This window comes from Thalassotalea coralli (assembly GCF_055786205.1).
In genome coordinates, this window is sequence record NZ_JBVVBK010000002.1 from 584,488 (window position 1) to 602,877 (window position 18,390).

Sequence of the window (18,390 nt, forward strand, 5' to 3'; positions counted from 1 at the left end):
GAATTTTGCAAAATGCATCGCGTAACGTTTTACGAAAAAAGCGGGTAGTAAAATAAATGAACGACTATTCAGACAAGACTTTAAATTGCGGCTCTAATTCGCTATACCCTAGCCCACTTTTCTTAAACACTTTCAGTTGCACTGGAATACGTTCTTTTAAGGTTTCAATGTGACTAATAACACCAATCATTTTGCCACTAGCATTTAAGTTGTCTAATGCATCAAGAGCAATTTCCAATGTTTCACTGTCAAGAGTGCCAAAGCCTTCGTCTAAAAACAGTGAATCTATTTGCGTTTTAGCACTGGCAAGTTCAGACAGCGCCAGCGCCAACGCTAAACTCACCAAAAAGCTTTCACCACCAGATAAGGTTTTGCTATCGCGTATGGTGTCGGCTTGCCAGGTGTCGATAACGGAAATAGCCAGACTTTCTTGGCTGTCACACGTAAGTTGATATCGAGCGTGCAACCTCACAAGCTGATTGTTTGCTAAGTGTACAAGGTGCTGTAACGTTAAACTTTGCGCAAAGCGTCTAAATTTGTCACCTGTAGCCGAACCAATCAAGCCGTTTAGTATCGACAAATCTTCGACATACTGTTGTTTCGCCTCAGCTTGCTCTATCAGTTTAGCTTGCTGTTTTTCTTGCTCTTGATGGTTCTCAAGCTTTTGCGTCAACTGACCAATGCCAATTTGAGTGGTTTGTATACTCGTGTTGAGTGACTCGAGTCGCTCATTTAACAGCGCTAACGACGCTTGGTTATCTAAAGTCGAATCCGTAAATATTTGCTCTAATTGCTGTCGAAGCTGCTCTTGCTGTTTTTTGTATTCTGACTGTTGCGTATTTAGCGCCACTAAGCTCTGTTCTAACGCCTGCTGTTGCTGCCTTAACTGTTGCTGCGTTTCAAGTGGCATGAGCGCCGATATAAATTGCTCATGTTCGTTAAAGGTACTGTTGTTAAACGCCTGCTGCCAAACATCTTTTGCTTCAACTAAAGGCTCATTTAATGCTTCCAGCTGTTTATTTACGCTGGCTATTTGCATTTGAGATGCATCAAATGCTTGTTTAACGTCTAAATGCTTTTTAGCTAACTGTTGATGAGCCGCCTCTGCGTTTTGCTGCTCACCTTTAAGTTGAGCAAGCAACTCGGTTGACGATTGCGATTGAGCGATATCAGCTTTCTTCGTTAACAACTCAGCTTGTTTATTATTTAACTGAGTAAGGTGTTCCTTCATCTCAGTAAGCGTATGCCCTTGTTGCGTTAATTCAAATTCAGCTTGTTCGATTAACTTTGTTACTTCTTGTTGCTGACTCTCCATTAATGTGCGTTTATCCATCAACGCCTGTAACGAAGCTAATGCATGTAATTGTTGGGAGCACCAATCAACAAGTTCATTCGCAAGCCAGTTCTCGTTGGAAAGCGCTGCAATAGGTTCAGCATTGAACACCTGGCTAATTTGACTGTGTAATTCAGTTCGCAGCCCGCTGACCTGTTGCTGCAATTGCTCAAACTTTTGTTGTGATTGCTGTAGCTGTTCTTGTGCTGTTTGTATGCTTGAATTGAGTAATTGCTGTTCATGACCCACTTGTTGCCACTGAGATTGCAAAGTAGTCAATTCTTGCTGCTGCTGCTGTAAAGTCAGTTTAAATTCAGAAGTTTTCTGTTGCAGTGTTTCAACTTGCTGCTGCCTTTGCTGCAAGTTATTAATTAAAGATGTAACATCTTCGAGTGTCGATAAATGACCATACACTGAAAGGCGTTGAATTAGCTCGTTAATTGTAGCTTGTTGCTCATTGTTTTGGCTCGTCAACTCTGCTAGCTTTTCTTGAATACCATCAATTTCCAGTTTTAGCTTTTCACTTTGTTGGCGTTGCTGGTCACCTTCTCGTTTAATACTTTCTAGCTGTTCTTGTTGCTCGTTAAGTCGCTGTTGATGCGGCCCCACACTGGGCTCAGAATATTCAGCTACTAACGGGTGCTCTGAAGAGCCACATAACGGACACGGACTGTTTGGCTGCAGTTTTTGTCTGTGCTCTGTCAGCGAAGCAATCGCTTGTTGCTGCTCTACGATTAAGCTTAAATCTTTAACTTGTTGCAGACAGTGCTTATAGCGCTCTCGGGTAGAATTTAACGTATTCTCAACGGCTAATAACTGTGAATTTTTTTCGCTTAAAAGCTGCTTTTGCTCCGAGGACTTGTGCAACACGTTTGAATTTTCATGTTGTAACTTACTTAGCTCTTGCGCTTGCTGTAAATGCTCAGTATTGGTTTGCATAAGAGCAAAAACACCGTTTTCGTCTTGAATGTTCCAGTGTTGAAATAGTGCATTTTGCTCAACCGTTATGCTGTCTATTAACTGTTGCTTATCTTTAACTTGCTGATCACTTGCCGCAAGCTGCTGCACTTTGGCTTGTTGTTCCTGTACAGACTGCACCAGCTTTTGATCAAGTTGCTGAATAAATGTTTGCTGCTGAGCAAGTTCTTCTTCGTTGGTTACTATAGTTTGAGATTGATGAGCCCAAACGTTCCAGAATTCCGCCCCAACTTGCGCGACTTTGTATTGTGCTTGTTCTTGGTCTATTACCTGAAGTTGTTGCTGTAGCTCTTGAAGTTGTACTTTCTGTTTATGTACGGCATCATTTGCAGAATCAAGGTGTGTCTGCTTTTGCGACAATTGTTGTTGCCGCTCCGCTAGCTCTTTAAGAACAAGCTCCTGTTCATTTTCTAACGGGATCAATACTTGAATTATTTGTTCATTTTTCGCCTGCCATTGTTCACGATCTTTACTCAGCTTTTCTGCACTTTGCAACTCAACCTCTCTCGCTTCAGCTAGGTGAGCGGCTAGCGTTTTCTGGCTTGACTCTAATGCTGAAAGTTCCGCGATAAGTTTTTCATGCTGGCTTTCTTTTTGCTGAAAGTCTTGATGCAACGCACGTAAAGGTTCGGCTTTTTCGGCTAAGGTAAGTCGTTCTATTTTCGGTAAAAAATCGGTTTTCTCTTGCTCTGATTGATTAAGCTTTTGTTGATTGTGATTAATCGCAGTTTCAATTTTGTTTAGTTCAGTCGTCGCATTGACTTGCGCTTGCAACTGACTTTGCTCTTGTTGCAGCGCTTTTACTTGTACTTGCTGCTCAACAATTTCCGTTGTTAACTTGCTTAATTCATCTTCCGAAAGTAGCTGAACCATACTTAACTTTTCATTAATTGTTCTTAAGCTTTGCTCTTCTTCTTTATGAGTTTGATAAACCTTTTGCGAAACAAGGCTGTAAATCTCAGTGCCAGTCAGTTGTTCTAACAATTCAGCTCTATCTTTATCCTTGGCGTGTAGAAAGGCTGCAAACTGCCCTTGAGACAGCATCATAGATTTAGTGAAGCGTTCGAAGTTAAGCCCAGTTAACTCCTTGATTAAATCTCTAACATCCGACAATTTAGACGCTAGAATTTTGCCCGACAAAGTTGCGAGTTCAACGGTAGGTTTTTGTAGCTTTCCGTCTAACTTCATTTTGGCACGACGTTGATGCCAAAACGCGCGATAGCCTTCCCCTTTAACGGCAAACTCAACTTCCGCTAAGCATTCTGGCGTATGACGTGTCATTAAATGATTTTGCGTTTCAGAGACAATCACACGGGGTGTTTGGTGATAAAGTGCCAAGCAAATCGCATCCAGAATCGTGGTTTTACCCGCCCCAGTTGCCCCTGTTATGGCAAACAAACTGTTATCAGCAAATGGTTGTTCGCGAAAATCAATTTTCCACTCACCTTTTAGTGAGTTGAGGTTTTTAAAACGTAAAGAGAGAATTTTCATTGATTATTCGCTGTCATTTAACTGATTTGAAAGTTGTTCTTCGCTAGGCACTTCCACCTCAGCAATCATTTGTTCAAACAAGGAAGATACTCTTGCAACTTGCTCTGAAGGCAAGTGAGATAAACCGTCCTCACGTTCAACTCGTGCCTGAAATACTTGGTCTACCGTTAGCTCTTCCAATGTTTGATTAGCAAAATATTCACTGGTATTGCTTCGTGACTTTTTCACTCGTCTCACTAACAGAACTTCTACTGGAAATTCAGCGCAAATAGCTTCCACTTTCGCCGTTAAGTCATGTAAATAGTCAGCGCTTTCAAGCTCTACGTCTAGCCAAGTACTGACATCTTCGCCATGCTCATCTTGCACTGTTTTTTGGCCTGCAAAATGTTGGGTTAGTTTTTCAGCTAAATCGTCTAACTGACAACTCACCGTTAACATGGGTTGAACACAAGGAACAGCAAGTTGTTTTATCTCAGCCAATTTACCTTGCTCAAAGGTCACTAAATTAACACTTTTATTGGCTTGCTTTTCATCAAAACTCAATGCAATAGGCGAACCTGAATATTGAATATGCTCGGTACCACCAACCTTTTGCTGACGATGAATATGACCTAAGGCTAAGTAATCAACTTCTGGAAATAAAGCTGCAGGAAAGGCTTCTAATGTGCCAATATAAATGTCGCGAACCGACTCCGATACACTCGCACCAACGGTTGTTAAATGTCCGGTGGCGATAATCGCGGTGTTTTCATTTGCGCCTTCTTTTGCGTGCTCTACCAATGATTGGTAATGGTTGGCAATCGCTTGACTAAGGGCTTGTTGTTTCTCCTGAGCCGATTGCCCTCCCACGCTTTCTAGCACATCTCGTGGACGCAAAAATGGAATGGCGCATATAACGGCTTGTTCACCCTGCTCGGTATTAATGGCAATTAATTGATGTTGCTCATTAATAGTGGGAGCAGTGATCACGTGACTATCAAGTTTTTCAAGAATGCTCGCAGATTCACCTAGCATAGCGACAGAATCGTGATTGCCTGCAACTACAACCAGTGTGCAATTTAGCGCCTGCAGGCCCACAATAAAATTGAAATAAAGTTCTCTCGCATAACTAGGTGGTGTACCCGTGTCAAAAATATCGCCTGCGACTATAAGAGCGTCTACTTGTTGTTGTTCTACTTGTTCAAGCAACCAACGTAAAAATGCTTGGTGCTCCTGCGCTCTGCTCTTTCCATAAAAGTGTTGGCCCAGATGCCAATCAGAGGTGTGTATTAGTCGAAGGCTCATAAAGAAAAACGAGTTAACCTTTTTTATTATTGTGAAAGCAATTACGCCCGATTTTAGCACGGCATTTGCAAAAATAGACCTTAGATCGCATAGTTAACCCGATATTTCTGAAAAATAACATGAAGAAAGGACACAAGATGAGCAACTCCCCTGTTGATAACCAAATCGTTTGGGTAGATATTCCTGTCACTGATTTAGATCGCGCGATTACTTTTTACTCGGCTGTATTAGCGAGCGAAGTAAAAAAGGAAGTTTTTGACCAGTTTAGGTTCGGCTTATTACCTTACGCTGACACCAATGTATCGGGGTGCTTAATTGAATCACCTGCTGAGCACATCGCCGATGTTGGCCCTCTTATCTATTTTAATGTTGAAGGTCGATTAGATGAGGCTGTTGAGCAAGCTAGAAAATTCGATGTTGAAATTATCGAAGCTAAATTTCAAATGGGCGAACATGGTTTTCGTTCCGTGCTAAGAGACAGCGAAGGAAATCGAATCGCCTTACATAGCTCGGTTGGTTAACACAACTTTTCTAGGCTAACAGGGCAATATTGATAATTGTTAGAAATACCAGAATTAATAACATGACACCTGCAATAAAATACCTTGAGAAAAACAAGATAGAGTTTTCAACGCATCAGTATCAACACGATCCTAATACGGCAAACTATGGCCAAGAAGCTGTAGAAAAAATGGCAGTAGCTGCATCTCGCGTGTTTAAAACCCTTGTTGCTCAAACGGATAAGGGCCAGCTTATTGTTAATATTGTACCTGTAGAACAACAATTAAGTTTAAAAGCCGTTGCGAAGCAATTGAAAACAAAGAAGGCCCAAATGGCTGCTCACGAAACTGTTGTTGCCACTACAGGTTATATACTTGGCGGTGTGAGCCCTTTTGGACAAAAGAAAAGGCTCACTACCTTGATTGATAGCTCTGCACTTTCTCACGACACTATTTTTGTTAGTGGTGGCAAACGAGGCTTAGAAATTGAAATAGCGCCCGAACAGCTAATATATCTGCTGGATGCGCATTCAATTGAGCTTGCCGCTTAGGTATTCAACATACTTATTACGCTTTATGAGGCAGTAAAATCACCTTGCCATCGCTTTTGTTGTCAGCGTAATGATCAAGAGCTTCAGCAAATTCGTTAAAACTTACTTGCTTATAGATATCTGTTTTAAAGATGCCTTGAGCAAACAGCGATTGGACTTTCTTACTCAAACGTATTGCCTTAAGCGGGTTAGCGTCTTTAAAGTACTTAGCTAACCAAAAGCCTTCAATTTTCATGTTTCTAAAAATAACATCGCTAACCGAAAAAACACCACCTAAAGGATCATGGGTTTCAGTTAAACGCCCATAAACGATTGCTGTAGAGTTATTTGGCATGGCTTTTAACGAAAGCGCAGTTTCTTCTGCGGCAACAGAGTCTAGCAACACGCTAGCTCGCCATTGATGACAAATATCTTTCAATTGTGCTTTATAATTTTGGTCAGTTGTTACGAGTACTTTATCGGCGCCAAGCGCTTCTAATACTTGTTTGTTTTTGTCACTTCTTACAGTAGCTATCGTTTTGATGTTCAATTGCTTCGCATAACGAATAACACCTTTGCCAACTTGGCTAGCAGCGGCGTTTACCACTAGAGCTTTTGCGCCGAGTTCTTTGGCTCGTTCAACTAAACATACTGATGTACACGGGTTAACAATTAACGTAGCCGCCTGCTCATCTGCGATATCATCTCGCAGTGGTAAACAAAATCCAGCCTTGGTGACTGCATATTTTGCCCAAACACCGTTTTCGCCAGGTTGAGCAGAAACAGCTACCCGCTTTCCTAGCAAATACTTACCGTATAACCCTGCATTAGCTTCAACAACAACGCCACATCCTTCAAACCCTACATAAGCACCCTCATTAGGTGGTAATCCATACTTTCCTAACAAAAAGACCAAATCTGAAGGATTAACTGGCGTGGCTAACATCTTTACCCGTACTTGCCCCTTTTTAAGCGCTTGGTGTGGCATTTCTTGCAAAGAAATTCTGGCACTAGATGGCAGCTCGATATCTTCTTGCATGTTAAGGCTAAAGCCTAAGTTCTTAGTCGATGTAAACTGATTCGTTGCCATAAGGGATCCTACAATTTCTATAAATTATTGTTCTATTGTTATTTTCACCAACAGGTATGACCTGTACAAGTAAAAACAATGATAGGCTAGCTATACTGATGAATCAACCTAGCGACAACTTCATGCAACACAAAACAATTGAATGCTCACCCAAAAAATCTATCGCCTTAGTTGCTCACGATAATATGAAAACTAGGTTAATTGATTGGTGCATCAAGCATAAAGAAAGTTTAATCGCCCATGATTTATTTGCCACAGGCACTACAGGCTTACATATCGAAAAACAAACAGGGTTAACCATAGACAAACTTATCAGTGGTCCTTTAGGTGGCGATCAGCAAATTGGTGCATTAATTACCGAACAAAAGTTAGACATGATGATTTTTCTATGGGATCCATTACAAGCACAGCCTCACGACCCTGACGTTAAGGCGTTATTACGCTTAGCCGCTGTTTGGAATATTCCTGTTGCATGTAACATCGCAAGTGCCGACTTTCTTATTCATTCAGAATTATTTGATAAAAGCTATCAACGTGAAATCCCTGATTACCAAGCCTATTTAGAAGGTAGAAAAGTTTAACTTCCTCATAAGTAATCAGTTAAATCAGGTTGTGAAAATCACAATGTTTTTACAACCTTTTTTTCTGGCACTTTTCTCTAATTCATTCAAGCTAAACTCGTTGTCGCCCTTTTAACAGGCTGTTTTATTGGAAAAGCAGGACAACATTTTTTTGAAATTTATTAAGGAAGATACCCATGAAAAAAACATTACTTTCACTGTTAACCATCAGTTCATTTGCACTTTCTGGCTCAAGCTTAGCCATGGAAAATACCCAATCAAACAAAGCAGAAAGTTCAGTAAGTACGTCACAATCTGCTGACACTAAGCAAGTTATCGAATCTGTGAATATTAACTCTGCTGATGTTGAACTGTTAACTCAACTTTCTGGTGTAGGTAAAAAGAAAGCCGAAGCAATTGTTGAGTACCGAGAATTTTACGGTAAATTCACTTCTGCTGAAGACTTATTAAATGTGAAAGGTATTGGTGAAAAGATCTTAAAGCAAAACGAAAACCGTATTTCGTTATAGAGACTGTTACTCGCTGTTCTCTGTTCACAATAAAGGACATAGGCTAGTTCAAAAGTCTTTGTCCTTATACACCGCCCTGCTATACTTGCGCTTTTTTAGCGTAATATAGTTTTATTAATGTCACATATCCCTCTTGAACAATTTAAGTACGCATGGATTTTTAGGCATCAAAGTATGCCTGTACCTGCTGAATTGATGCCTCAAATCAAGCCGATGTCAGAAGAACGTTCAAGCACCTTGTGGGATACTTTTATAAGTAAAGAAGCTAATTTTTCAGATCAATTCACCAAACATGACTGGCCATTGCAAGAGCAAAGTTGGTTAGTAGAACTAGCATGGGAAAGTCGTTGGGAAGGTGATGAGCCAACCTTACCAAAAGCTATTACCGATCATATTAATTGGGAAGATAATACAACTGTATATTACGTAATCAACCGCAAAATGGCGATAGAAACCACGTGGAAAGTATTTAAAGCCCATTGGAAAAATTTTCTATTCGTAGATGATGGTTGTTTTTTATTAGGTAAAAAACGTAAGGAAGTCGTGCAATTTTTCTCAACAGGTCAATGCAAAACAGGTGTTAAACCAAACTAAACTAGCTTTCTGTTAACACCTGCTATCTCTATAAACCTGCTCAATTGAAGGCGAGCTTAATTAGCTCGCTTTTTCTTTATCATCTAAATCTTCTTCGCCGGATAACAATACAGCTAACCAACGACCTTCTGCTGAGTTTTCTAGCGCTATTTTTATGATCATCGTTAGTGGTACAGAAAGTAACATGCCAACTGTGCCTAACAACCAGCCCCAGAAAATCAAAGATAAGAAAACGACTAGCGTGGAAAGGCCTAATCCTCTGCCCATATAGCGAGGCTCTACCATATTACCCATCACGGTATTAATGACAAGATAACCCAAGCCAATTAAACCTGCTTGTGGCGCGCCTAGTTGTAAAATAGCCAGTGACATAGCAGGAACCGCCGCAATAATAGAACCGATGTTAGGAATGTAATTAAGTAAAAAGGCTAGTACCCCCCATAACAGTGGAAAGTCCAACCCAAATGCCCAAAGCATGATTGACACAATAGCACCTGTCGCAATACTCACTAAGGTTTTGATGGCTAGGTAATTATTTACCGACGATAAAAACTTATCGATTTGGCGCAAACGCATTTCAGGATCGTCCATGGCCACATGAAGCTTTTTCGGCAAACTTGACGCTTCGAACAGCATAAAAACGACTGTTAGAATAATAAGAAACAGATTCGCCATCATATTACCTAAACCACTTAACATATCAGCCGCTAAGCCCATAGCTGCTGATGGATCAAAGTGCTCGGTTATTAACGCAGAAGATAAAACAATATTATAAGAAGCCAGTTTTTCCACCGCCCAAGCAAACTGCTCTTTTAATTGCTCTCGATATTCAGGCATTAACGCAGAAAGCTCTGTTAAGCTTTTACCTACCAAGCCAGCAAGTGATAGAACCACGGTTAGAAACAGAATAATTACCGCTAAAACAGCAACCCCTTTAGGAATTCGGTACTGCCCCATTTTAGTCACCAACGGATTACAAATAATGGCAATAAAAGTGGCAAGGAGAAAAGGAACGAGAATGTTAGCAGCGGTTTTTACACCTGCTAACACAATAAACAACGAAGCTGTCACCACAAGTGCCTTTAAAACACCGGTAGCATTTTGATTAATACCCATAGAAATTAATACCTACAGTAATAGTTTTCTTATTATCTAGATAGTTAAAGGATATCTAAAAATAGAAAAAAAGTATTGATATTTATGAAATAAAAAACGCCCGAACCTTAAAGGAAACGAGCGTTTTATATCACATTTGATAAAAACTACATGGTGCGTCTGATCAAAGTAACACTGGTTAAGTTAAGTAAACGCCAGCAGCTAAGCATGCCAATAGTGCCGACAAAGGCTGCACCAGAAAGAATGCCCACTAACCAATAGCTAAAGTGGAAACTGCCTTCCATTTTAAAACTTTGTGTTTGCAGAATATAAACACCGATTTCCATACCAATACTCGCCATTAAGCCTGCTATTGCGCCAAGCGCAACAAATTCAAACAAGATACTATTTCTCAGTAAGCTACCTTTCGCTCCAAGTGTACGTAAAATGGCGAGCTCTCGTTCGCGCTCTTCCATACTTGCTTGTACTTGAGCAACCAAAACTAAACTACCCGCTAAAACGACTAGGATAAGAATAAGTTCTATAGCAACCGTTACTTGCTCTATCATGTCCTTTAACTGATTCATTATCGCTTCAAAGTCGATAAAAGAAATCGTTGGAAAACGCGCTAACAATTGATAGAAGTCATCTTTGCTTTCAGGGCCCACATTCCACGCTGATATCGACGTTGAAGGAAAGTCATTTAGCGCGCCTTCGTTAAATATCATAATAAAGTTCAACTGACGAGTCTGCCAATTCACTTTACGAATACTAGTCACCGGCACTGTAACTTCTCGTCCACCGATATTAAAGGTTAGTGTATCACCAAGTTTAATTTCTAACCTTTCAGCAACACCTTTAGAAACCGATACTTGTGGTTCTCTATCTTCCGGTGTCCACCAGCTACCTTCTACGATTTCATTTTCATTAGGAATTTCATTGCGCCACGTTAAGCCAAGTTCTCGGCCCATACCTCGACGACCTTCTTTCTTCTCTTCGCCATTTTCATCTTCAGTAACGCTTTCTTTGGCAGAACTTTCTTCTTCACCTTCATCATCGCGATCATCCATATCAATGGTAATCTCGCCATTAATTGCCGCCAAACGACCATTTAACACAGGATAAAAACCACGGTTAGGAATATTGAACTCTTCAGTAAATTTTTGTAGCTCAGGCACTTGTTCTTTAGTGATATTGACTAAGTACTGATTTGGCGTGTCTTCAGGAAACTGCCCTTCCCACTCTGAAATTAATGAAGACTTCATTACCGTAATTAGCAGTAATAATTTAATCGCGATAGTAAAGCTAACAAGCTGTACGCTGTTTTCACTTGCCCGTCTTTTTAAGTTGGCAATAGCTAGCATCCAAGATTGGCCTGCTTTACTACCTACAGAGCGACCTGCACTCATGATCAAACGACCAATCACTAATAAAATGGCAGACACTAAAAGGCCACCCGCTAATAATGCCAAGCTCATTTTTAAGTCTTGCGAGAACATATACAGCAATGAGAACAAAGCAACTAAAGGCACAACTTGATGCCAACCGAACTTGCCCCACTCTTTGTTAGTAAAACCACGGATAACTGAAAGAGGTGAGGTATTAACTAGCTCTTTAATTGGGTATATAGCAAACGCTATCGCACAAATTAAGCCCGTAGCAACTGCCGTTAAAAACGGGGTAATTGTTAGAGGAGCATTAGCCAACGAAAGGTACTGTTTAATTGCTGTCTCCCCAGCTAAAAGAAGCAGGTAACCTAACAACAAACCCACTGAAATACTGATAACACTTAGCAGTGTCCAATGTAAACAATACAGCTTTCTAACATGAGATAACGTTGCACCCAAAGCTCTAAACACTGCGACAACTGATTGATGACGTTGACCATATCGACGACTTGCAACCGCTACAGCAACAGCTGCTAACACAATGCCCAACATACTCGCTAATGACAAAAAGCGTTCTGCACTGTCTAACGTTGACGATAAGCGATTTTGCGCACGCTTTGCGTCATACCAATATTGGCTGTCGTTAAGTTGTGGTTCAAGCCACTCTTCAAACGCTTCTATATCGCTCGTGTCACCCGCAAAAAGGTATTTATAGCCTAAGCGACTACCTGGTTGAACAAGCTCTGTTGCAGGAATATCAGCGACGTTCATTAGGATAGACGGGCCAGCCACTAATACACGATAACTTCTATCAGGAATATCGACGGAAATACCGGCTATTTTAAGCGTTGCCATGCCGACATCGATAGAGTCACCAATATTAACATTCAAACGACTTAACACGCTGCGCTCTACCCAAACGGTTCCCGGCTCAGGCGCATTTGCTAACTCAGGGGTAGCTTGCTCTATAGAGCGTTTAACTGTTAATTCTCCGCGAAGCGGATATTTTTCAGACACCGCATCAAGTTCGCTTAACAACATTCTGTCGCCAGCAAATACCATAGAATCCGTTTGGATTTTTTCCACCATGTCCAACGACATTTCTGCAGCTTTATCAGAAATGTTTTGATCTATAGGTTTGTAAAGGCTTAGTACCCTGTCAGCGGCAATGGTATTAGTACTATTAGCAATAATGACGTGCTTAATCTGCCCTGAAAAGCCAGATAAGGAAAAAACCGTAGCTACCGCTAATACGATAGCGAGAAATATTATTGTCAGTTCACCACGCCTAAGCTCATGATCAAGCAAACGCAGCGACTGTTTAAACCATGTATTCGAAGTCACTATATTTACCCCATGCTCGCCACTGGCTCAGGGTCGTGAGCAACAAAGTCGCTTGTTTCACTTGCCGTAGCTAACACACCGCTGTCCATTTCTAATTGCCTTTGACATTTGGCAGCAAGTTTTGGATCGTGTGTCACTAATACCAATGTAGTTCCTGACTCTTCATTTAATTGAAACAGTAGCTCAGTAACATGTTGGCCAGTACGTGTATCTAAGTTGCCCGTTGGTTCATCGGCAAACAATATGTCTGGTTTTGTAATAAAGGCGCGTGCTATTGCCACCCTTTGTTGTTCACCGCCAGATAATTGCGATGGGTAGTGATCTAAGCGATCACCAAGTCCTACTTGCTCTAATAGTTGTTTGCCTCGTTCTAAGGCATCTGGGGTGTTAGCAAGTTCCGCTGGCAGCATTACATTTTCTAATGCAGTCAAACTGTTAACTAATAGAAACTGTTGAAAGATAAATCCAACATGTTGCGCGCGAACTTGGCTGCGTTGTTCTTCGTTTAACTGGTGCAAAGCGTGGGTTTTGAGATACACTTCACCTGACGTTGGAATGTCCAAGCCTGCTAAAATAGAAAGCAACGTTGTTTTTCCTGAGCCGGAAGAACCAACAATCGCTAACGTCTCGCCAGCATGAACTGTTAGGTCAGTAGGTTGAAGCAGCGCTAAGGACTTATCTTCTAACTTAACTGATTTGGTCAGTGATTTTACCGTTAATATAGTGTCGGAATTTAACTTCATGAAGAAATACCCATATATCGCATTGTTAATGTTTTTGATGATAACTTTTAGCCAACAAGCGTTAGCACAAAAGTCCATTTTACTCTTAGGTGATAGCATAAGCGCTGCATATCGTATGACGCAAGAGCAAGGCTGGGTATCTATTTTAAATAAACAACTCGCCTCGACCAAAGCTAATTTCACTATCATTAATGCTAGCGTCAGCGGAGAAACCACCAGTGGCGGCCTAGCCCGCTTACCTGGCTTACTCGCTGAGAAAAAAGTGGATCACCTTATCATCGAGCTTGGTGGTAATGATGGACTAAGGGGCTACAATCCGAAAGCCATAAAACATAATTTGTTACAAATGATAGAGATAGCTAATACGCATAACATCCCAGTCTCGATCATGCAGATAAAAATCACACCTAATTACGGGCCTCGCTATAACAAAATGTTTGAGCAAGTTTTCCAAGATGTCGCAAAAGAAACCAGCGCGACACTGTTACCGTTTTTTATGGAACAAGTAGCACTCGATCCGGAACTGATGATGAAAGACGGTATTCACCCTAATGAAAAAGCGCAACCAATCATCGCTGAATATATGCTTGAACATGTAAAATCTGTTTGGCAAAAACAAGCGGGAGAATAAAGTAGCTCATGGATTTTATCTGGATTTTATCTGCCTTCATATTCGGGCTGTTGTTAAAGTCGGTAAATTTACCACCTTCAATAGGTTACTTAGCGGCTGGTTTTATATTGCATTTTGCTGGATACCAATCTGACAGTGCCATCACCACGTTAGCCGATTTAGGTATTACTTTGATGCTTTTTACCATAGGTTTAAAGCTAAACATTAAAGACATTACCAAGAAGGAAGTTTGGATAGGAAGCTTATCTCATACGTCGATTTGGCTATTGGTAGGTGTTGTTGCTTTTAAAGTGATAGCAGCGATTGGTATTTATAAGTTTTCATCTTTATCACTAGAAACAACGCTATTAATCGTTTTCGCCCTGTCTTTTAGTAGCACCGTATGTGTTGTTAAGCTGTTGGAAGATCATGGTGAAATGCGAACTCGCCACGGTAAACTCGCCATTGGTATTTTAGTTATGCAAGATATCGTTGCTGTTTGTTTCTTAGTTGCAGCAACAGGCAAGTTACCAAGCCCTTGGGCATTATTATTACTGGGTTTTATTCCATTAAAACCTATCTTGTTTTCTGCTATTACCCGAGCTGGTCACGGCGAGTTAATACCTCTTGCCGGTTTTTTTGTCGCCTTTGGCGCTTATGAATTGTTCGAGCTTGTTAATATTAAAGGTGATTTAGGTGCCCTGTTAGCTGGAATGTATTTTGCCAGCCATACCAAGGCGAGCGAAATTACCAAGTCATTGTTGAGCTTTAAAGACATATTCTTGATTGGCTTTTTCTTGTCGATCGGTTTAGAAGCTTTACCAACTCTAGACATGTTATTTATCGCTGTTTTAATTACTCTGTTACTACCGATTAAGTTCTTAATGTTCTTTTTCCTATTTATTGCGTTAAAACTAAGGGCAAGAACGGCTTTTCTAGCGTCTTTAGGGTTAGCTAATTTTAGTGAATTTGGTTTAATCGTTGCATCTTTGAGTGTTAAGTCAGGTTGGCTAAGTACCGATTGGCTAGTCATTCTTGCCATTAGTGTTTCGCTGTCGTTTGTTATGACAAACATACTATATAACAACGCTCATGCTTTTTATTCAAAGCACAAGGAATACTTGAAAAAGTTCCAGAACGAAACCAAGCTAGCAGAAGATGTGTTTACTCAGCCTTGCAACGCGCCTATTGTTATTATTGGTATGGGACGCGTTGGCATGGGTGCCTATAATGCTCTAGACAATCAATTACCTAACCAGGCCTGGGGATTAGATACCGACCGAAACAAAATCAACTGGCTACAAGAACAAGGTGTTCAAGCTTATTATGGTGACGCAGAAGATGCCGATTTTTGGGAAAATATCGATGTATCAAAAATTGAACTTGCCATGCTTGCCCTACCTTCTGTCCAAGATATTATGAGTATTACCGATCAATTGAAACATTCTAAATACCAAGGAAAAATAGCGGCAATTGCACGGTTTGATGATGATAGAGAAGCACTAGAAGCTTACGGTGTCGACAAAGTATTTAACTTTTATAACGAAGCTGGTGTTGGTTTTGCAGAGGAAAGCGCCGAACTCTTTGCTAAAAAAGCGTCTTAATGACGCTTTTCCAAAGAATCTATTGAAAAAGCAAGACTGGTCAGGTTTGGTTATTTTTGCGCTGTTATATTCATTACACAAACCATAACTTATACCAGTTGCATTAAATTGGTTTTAGCTAAAGCATGCAAGAAAAACTCGACAATTTACTCATCTATATACTAGAAAATCTAGATCAGCCATTAACGCTAGACAGTTTAAGTAAAGTTTCGGGCATATCTCCGTTTTATTTACATCGACTTTTCAAAAAGCATTTTGGCCAACCTATCAAACAGTTTGTCCAGCAGTGCCGTTTGGAAAAAGCGGCTGTGTCTCTTGCAACACGCCCATTCAAAAGTGTTATTAATATTGCCTTTGATAGCGGCTATGAATACCCTGAGTCTTTAGCTCGCGCATTAGTGAAAGCTTATGGTTTGTCACCTAAAAAACTACAAAAAGATCGAGAAAAGTTACTCGCTCTTGTTCACGAGATTTATCAAAAAGGGACACCCGTAATGAATAATTCAACTAACGAATATAAATACCAAGTTACCGTTTCAGAATTAGCTGCGGTAAAAGTTGCATGCTATCGCCACAAAGGGCCTGCACAAGGACTAATGCGAAGTGTGCAACACTTTATTAACTGGCGACAAGCTAATCACACGCCACCTAGCGTTTCGCGAACTTTTAACTTTTTATATCAAGATCCACGAGATTGCGAACCGGTCGACTTTCAATTTGATATTGGCGCAAGTACCAACGTAGAAGTTAACAACGCAGATTTTAATATATTCACCCAAGACATTCCTGCGGGTCTTTACGCATCAATTGAAGTAGAAGGCTCTGAGCAATCCATGTCAGAAGCTATTGATTTTATTTATTCAGAATGGCTACCTGAATCAAATTATCAGCCGCTAGACTTCCCTTGTATTGTGGAACGATTGCGCTTTTATCCCGAAGTTGCCATGCACCAACAGCAATTTAACATTTTAGTCGCACTTAAATAGGCGCCTATATATCCACCTATTGACTACTGATTGCTTCAATTATTTTTAACTAGGCCAAGCAAAAGCGTGAATAACAACTATAGTTAAGTTGTACTAGCTGCAAGGAATTTAACATGTTGTATTGGTTGAGTTTTGGAGCAATCAGAAAGCTTTCTGACGATATTGCTGAGGTAATCGTAGATAACGATGTAGTAATGACTCTTGAAATGGTAGAAGAATATGAGTCGTTTTTACAGGCCCACTTCCCTAGGCCATTTGGCCTATTAATAAATAGAATTAACAATTACTCATATACTTACGAGGCACAACTAAGTATTGGCTCTTTAGAAAACATAAAGGCGTTGGCGGTGGTTAATTACCATCCATCGGCACAATTGTCGACGCAAAGAATCGCTACTATTCGAACCGTAGATAACTGGAATATCAAACAATTCTCAGGTTTAATGCTAGGCTACCAAAAAGCAAAAATCTGGCTCGAGCATCAATTACAACTAGCTCATTAGCACAAACTAAAGGTTATCGAACGAGGCGCGATTCACCATGGTAAACGCTAAAGCTGTTATCACGTGAAAAAGCGATTAAGGTAAGCTGGTGTGCTTGAGCTAATTGAATCGCTAGCTGAGAAGGTGAACCAATGGCAATTAACACATTGATATTTGCCATAAGGGCTTTTTGTACCATTTCAAAGCTTATTCGACTTGATAAAACCGCTAAACGGTTTTCATTAGTTGTGTTCAGTATTTTATCGCTATATAGCTGCCCTATCGCTTTATCAAAAGCATTGTGTCTACCAATATCTTCAGCGAAGCTAAGTAACTTAGTTGTGGCATCGAAAATAGCAACGCCATGCAAGCCACCGGTTACCTTAAACTGAGCTTGATATTCAGAAAGCTTCTCTGTTATTGATACAACCGTTTCCGGCTTGAGCCATTCTTTTTCTTGATTAAGTGGCTGCTGAGGTGAAATTGCTAAGCGATTCGCGTTAGTGGTGCCACACACACCGCAACTACTTAAGTTTAAGTGTGCTTTTGTACCAGTCTCTATTCTTTGAAAAGACGCTTGAGATAAAGTGAAGTAACAAGTGCTGCTGTCATCACTTAGTTCACTCGACACTAAGTCATGGTCATCAATTAAAACCCCTAGATAGACTAAATAGCCAGTGGCAAGAGAAATAGTATCACTAGGCGTATGCATAGTGATTGCAAGCACTTGAAAGTCAACGGTTCCTTCTTGAGTAACTTTAATAGTTAGCGCTTGTTCAACTGACACGGAATCAGTTAACAGCTGACGCTGGTTACCATTAAATTTAATGCGCGGAACTGATTTGATAACTTTTCTTGTCATTGTCCTAATATATCACAGGTTAACTAAAAATAGCGTATCGCCTAATACGCGTTAATATTGACTTGCACTTGCGTATTCTTTGCTATAATTAGCTCGTTCAAAGCAGTTACAGCAAGGAAGCAGTATATGAAAACCTACCCTCTTTCCCTTATTCAAACTTGGTTATTTTTAGCCAGTAGTACTGACCCCAAATTAGCAAAGTCCAAAAAGCTTGCTACCTCACAGCTAGAACGTAATTTTGGTTCAGTGGAAATGGCGGCGATTTGGGTTGAAAAAGAGTTAGACAAGTCTATCGAAGTCGTATTGATTTAGCACTATTCAATTTTAGCTGACAAAAAAAATCCGACACATCAGCGTCGGATTTTATTAACTTTTTTTAATGCTGT

The 18,390-nt window shown here is 40.4% G+C and carries 17 protein-coding genes; 10 read left to right on the forward strand and 7 right to left on the reverse strand.

The features are described from left to right. Positions 1 to 64: 64 nt before the first annotated feature. A complete protein-coding gene (locus ACOB80_RS08000) occupies positions 65 to 3,802 on the reverse strand; it encodes an SbcC/MukB-like Walker B domain-containing protein (RefSeq protein WP_473165285.1) in 3,738 nt (1,245 codons plus the stop codon). 3 nt (positions 3,803 to 3,805) lie between these two features. Continuing rightward, positions 3,806 to 5,086: an exonuclease subunit SbcD gene (gene sbcD, locus ACOB80_RS08005; RefSeq protein WP_473165286.1), complete on the reverse strand. Its 1,281-nt coding sequence runs from the start codon at positions 5,084 to 5,086 to the stop codon at positions 3,806 to 3,808. Between the two features lie 137 nt (positions 5,087 to 5,223). On the opposite strand from sbcD, the gene ACOB80_RS08010 reads away from it, so the two are divergent. Together ACOB80_RS08010 and ybaK are read left to right on the forward strand one after the other, a co-directional pair. Next, positions 5,224 to 5,607, forward strand: a complete 384-nt coding sequence (locus ACOB80_RS08010; protein ID WP_473165287.1) for a VOC family protein — start codon at positions 5,224 to 5,226, stop codon at positions 5,605 to 5,607. 62 nt (positions 5,608 to 5,669) lie between these two features. Then, a complete protein-coding gene (gene ybaK / locus ACOB80_RS08015; protein WP_473165288.1) occupies positions 5,670 to 6,137 on the forward strand; it encodes a Cys-tRNA(Pro) deacylase in 468 nt (155 codons plus the stop codon). 16 nt (positions 6,138 to 6,153) lie between these two features. Here the strand turns inward: ybaK and ACOB80_RS08020 are convergent, their stop codons facing one another. Then, a complete protein-coding gene (locus tag ACOB80_RS08020; RefSeq protein ID WP_473165289.1) occupies positions 6,154 to 7,206 on the reverse strand; it encodes a zinc-binding dehydrogenase in 1,053 nt (350 codons plus the stop codon). A gap of 122 nt (positions 7,207 to 7,328) precedes the next feature. Here ACOB80_RS08020 and ACOB80_RS08025 point away from each other — a divergent pair, with 122 nt between their 5' ends. The 3 genes from ACOB80_RS08025 to ACOB80_RS08035 all read left to right on the forward strand — a co-directional run bounded on the left by ACOB80_RS08025 (position 7,329) and on the right by ACOB80_RS08035 (position 8,890). Beyond that, positions 7,329 to 7,787, forward strand: coding sequence for a methylglyoxal synthase (locus ACOB80_RS08025; protein ID WP_473165290.1), 459 nt, complete (start codon positions 7,329 to 7,331; stop codon positions 7,785 to 7,787). A 176-nt stretch (positions 7,788 to 7,963) separates the two neighbouring features. After that, positions 7,964 to 8,296: a ComEA family DNA-binding protein gene (locus ACOB80_RS08030; RefSeq protein WP_473165291.1), complete on the forward strand. Its 333-nt coding sequence runs from the start codon at positions 7,964 to 7,966 to the stop codon at positions 8,294 to 8,296. 117 nt (positions 8,297 to 8,413) lie between these two features. After that, entirely contained in the window at positions 8,414 to 8,890 is a 477-nt protein-coding gene (locus ACOB80_RS08035) for a DUF2947 family protein (RefSeq protein ID WP_473165292.1), read from the forward strand. A 60-nt stretch (positions 8,891 to 8,950) separates the two neighbouring features. Here the strand turns inward: ACOB80_RS08035 and ACOB80_RS08040 are convergent, their stop codons facing one another. The 3 genes from ACOB80_RS08040 to ACOB80_RS08050 all read right to left on the reverse strand — a co-directional run bounded on the left by ACOB80_RS08040 (position 8,951) and on the right by ACOB80_RS08050 (position 13,460). Then, on the reverse strand, positions 8,951 to 10,006 hold the full coding sequence (locus ACOB80_RS08040) for an AI-2E family transporter (RefSeq protein WP_473165293.1): 1,056 nt from the start codon (positions 10,004 to 10,006) through the stop codon (positions 8,951 to 8,953). A gap of 146 nt (positions 10,007 to 10,152) precedes the next feature. Beyond that, on the reverse strand, positions 10,153 to 12,717 hold the full coding sequence (locus ACOB80_RS08045; RefSeq protein WP_473165294.1) for an ABC transporter permease: 2,565 nt from the start codon (positions 12,715 to 12,717) through the stop codon (positions 10,153 to 10,155). A gap of 5 nt (positions 12,718 to 12,722) precedes the next feature. Then, positions 12,723 to 13,460: an ABC transporter ATP-binding protein gene (locus tag ACOB80_RS08050; protein WP_473165295.1), complete on the reverse strand. Its 738-nt coding sequence runs from the start codon at positions 13,458 to 13,460 to the stop codon at positions 12,723 to 12,725. Between ACOB80_RS08050 and ACOB80_RS08055 the strand changes: the two genes are divergently transcribed. The 4 genes from ACOB80_RS08055 (at position 13,459) to ACOB80_RS08070 (ending at position 17,163) form a co-directional block, all read left to right on the forward strand. After that, positions 13,459 to 14,091, forward strand: a complete 633-nt coding sequence (locus ACOB80_RS08055) for an arylesterase (RefSeq protein WP_473165296.1) — start codon at positions 13,459 to 13,461, stop codon at positions 14,089 to 14,091. The two genes, ACOB80_RS08050 and ACOB80_RS08055, sit on opposite strands and share 2 nt — an antisense overlap. An 8-nt stretch (positions 14,092 to 14,099) precedes the next feature. Further along, on the forward strand, positions 14,100 to 15,674 hold the full coding sequence (locus ACOB80_RS08060) for a cation:proton antiporter domain-containing protein (protein WP_473165297.1): 1,575 nt from the start codon (positions 14,100 to 14,102) through the stop codon (positions 15,672 to 15,674). A 125-nt stretch (positions 15,675 to 15,799) separates the two neighbouring features. Next, complete coding sequence (locus ACOB80_RS08065) at positions 15,800 to 16,660, forward strand: AraC family transcriptional regulator (protein WP_473165298.1); 861 nt, start codon at positions 15,800 to 15,802, stop codon at positions 16,658 to 16,660. 113 nt (positions 16,661 to 16,773) lie between these two features. After that, positions 16,774 to 17,163, forward strand: a complete 390-nt coding sequence (locus ACOB80_RS08070; protein ID WP_473165299.1) for a hypothetical protein — start codon at positions 16,774 to 16,776, stop codon at positions 17,161 to 17,163. 13 nt (positions 17,164 to 17,176) lie between these two features. Here ACOB80_RS08070 and ACOB80_RS08075 read toward each other — a convergent pair whose 3' ends face one another. Further along, positions 17,177 to 18,004, reverse strand: a complete 828-nt coding sequence (locus ACOB80_RS08075; RefSeq protein WP_473165300.1) for a formate dehydrogenase accessory sulfurtransferase FdhD — start codon at positions 18,002 to 18,004, stop codon at positions 17,177 to 17,179. 126 nt (positions 18,005 to 18,130) lie between these two features. Between ACOB80_RS08075 and ACOB80_RS08080 the strand changes: the two genes are divergently transcribed. Continuing rightward, positions 18,131 to 18,316 (forward strand): hypothetical protein, encoded by a 186-nt coding sequence (locus tag ACOB80_RS08080; protein ID WP_473165301.1) that lies wholly within the window; start codon positions 18,131 to 18,133, stop codon positions 18,314 to 18,316. Positions 18,317 to 18,390: the final 74 nt, after the last annotated feature.

Excerpts from the sequence above, each read along its gene's own strand:
- ACOB80_RS08025 (WP_473165290.1), top strand. The coding sequence starts at position 7,329 with ATGCAACACAAAACAATTGAATGCTCACCCAAAAAATCTATCGCCTTA.
- ACOB80_RS08070 (WP_473165299.1), top strand. The coding sequence starts at position 16,774 with ATGTTGTATTGGTTGAGTTTTGGAGCAATCAGAAAGCTTTCTGACGAT.
- ACOB80_RS08010 (WP_473165287.1), top strand. The coding sequence starts at position 5,224 with ATGAGCAACTCCCCTGTTGATAACCAAATCGTTTGGGTAGATATTCCT.
- ACOB80_RS08065 (WP_473165298.1), top strand. The coding sequence starts at position 15,800 with ATGCAAGAAAAACTCGACAATTTACTCATCTATATACTAGAAAATCTA.
- ACOB80_RS08050 (WP_473165295.1), bottom strand. The coding sequence starts at position 13,460 with ATGAAGTTAAATTCCGACACTATATTAACGGTAAAATCACTGACCAAA.
- ACOB80_RS08075 (WP_473165300.1), bottom strand. The coding sequence starts at position 18,004 with ATGACAAGAAAAGTTATCAAATCAGTTCCGCGCATTAAATTTAATGGT.
- ACOB80_RS08060 (WP_473165297.1), top strand. The coding sequence starts at position 14,100 with ATGGATTTTATCTGGATTTTATCTGCCTTCATATTCGGGCTGTTGTTA.
- ybaK (WP_473165288.1), top strand. The coding sequence starts at position 5,670 with ATGACACCTGCAATAAAATACCTTGAGAAAAACAAGATAGAGTTTTCA.
- ACOB80_RS08020 (WP_473165289.1), bottom strand. The coding sequence starts at position 7,206 with ATGGCAACGAATCAGTTTACATCGACTAAGAACTTAGGCTTTAGCCTT.
- sbcD (WP_473165286.1), bottom strand. The coding sequence starts at position 5,086 with ATGAGCCTTCGACTAATACACACCTCTGATTGGCATCTGGGCCAACAC.
- ACOB80_RS08030 (WP_473165291.1), top strand. The coding sequence starts at position 7,964 with ATGAAAAAAACATTACTTTCACTGTTAACCATCAGTTCATTTGCACTT.
- ACOB80_RS08040 (WP_473165293.1), bottom strand. The coding sequence starts at position 10,006 with ATGGGTATTAATCAAAATGCTACCGGTGTTTTAAAGGCACTTGTGGTG.
- ACOB80_RS08035 (WP_473165292.1), top strand. The coding sequence starts at position 8,414 with ATGTCACATATCCCTCTTGAACAATTTAAGTACGCATGGATTTTTAGG.
- ACOB80_RS08080 (WP_473165301.1), top strand. The coding sequence starts at position 18,131 with ATGAAAACCTACCCTCTTTCCCTTATTCAAACTTGGTTATTTTTAGCC.
- ACOB80_RS08055 (WP_473165296.1), top strand. The coding sequence starts at position 13,459 with ATGAAGAAATACCCATATATCGCATTGTTAATGTTTTTGATGATAACT.
- ACOB80_RS08000 (WP_473165285.1), bottom strand. The coding sequence starts at position 3,802 with ATGAAAATTCTCTCTTTACGTTTTAAAAACCTCAACTCACTAAAAGGT.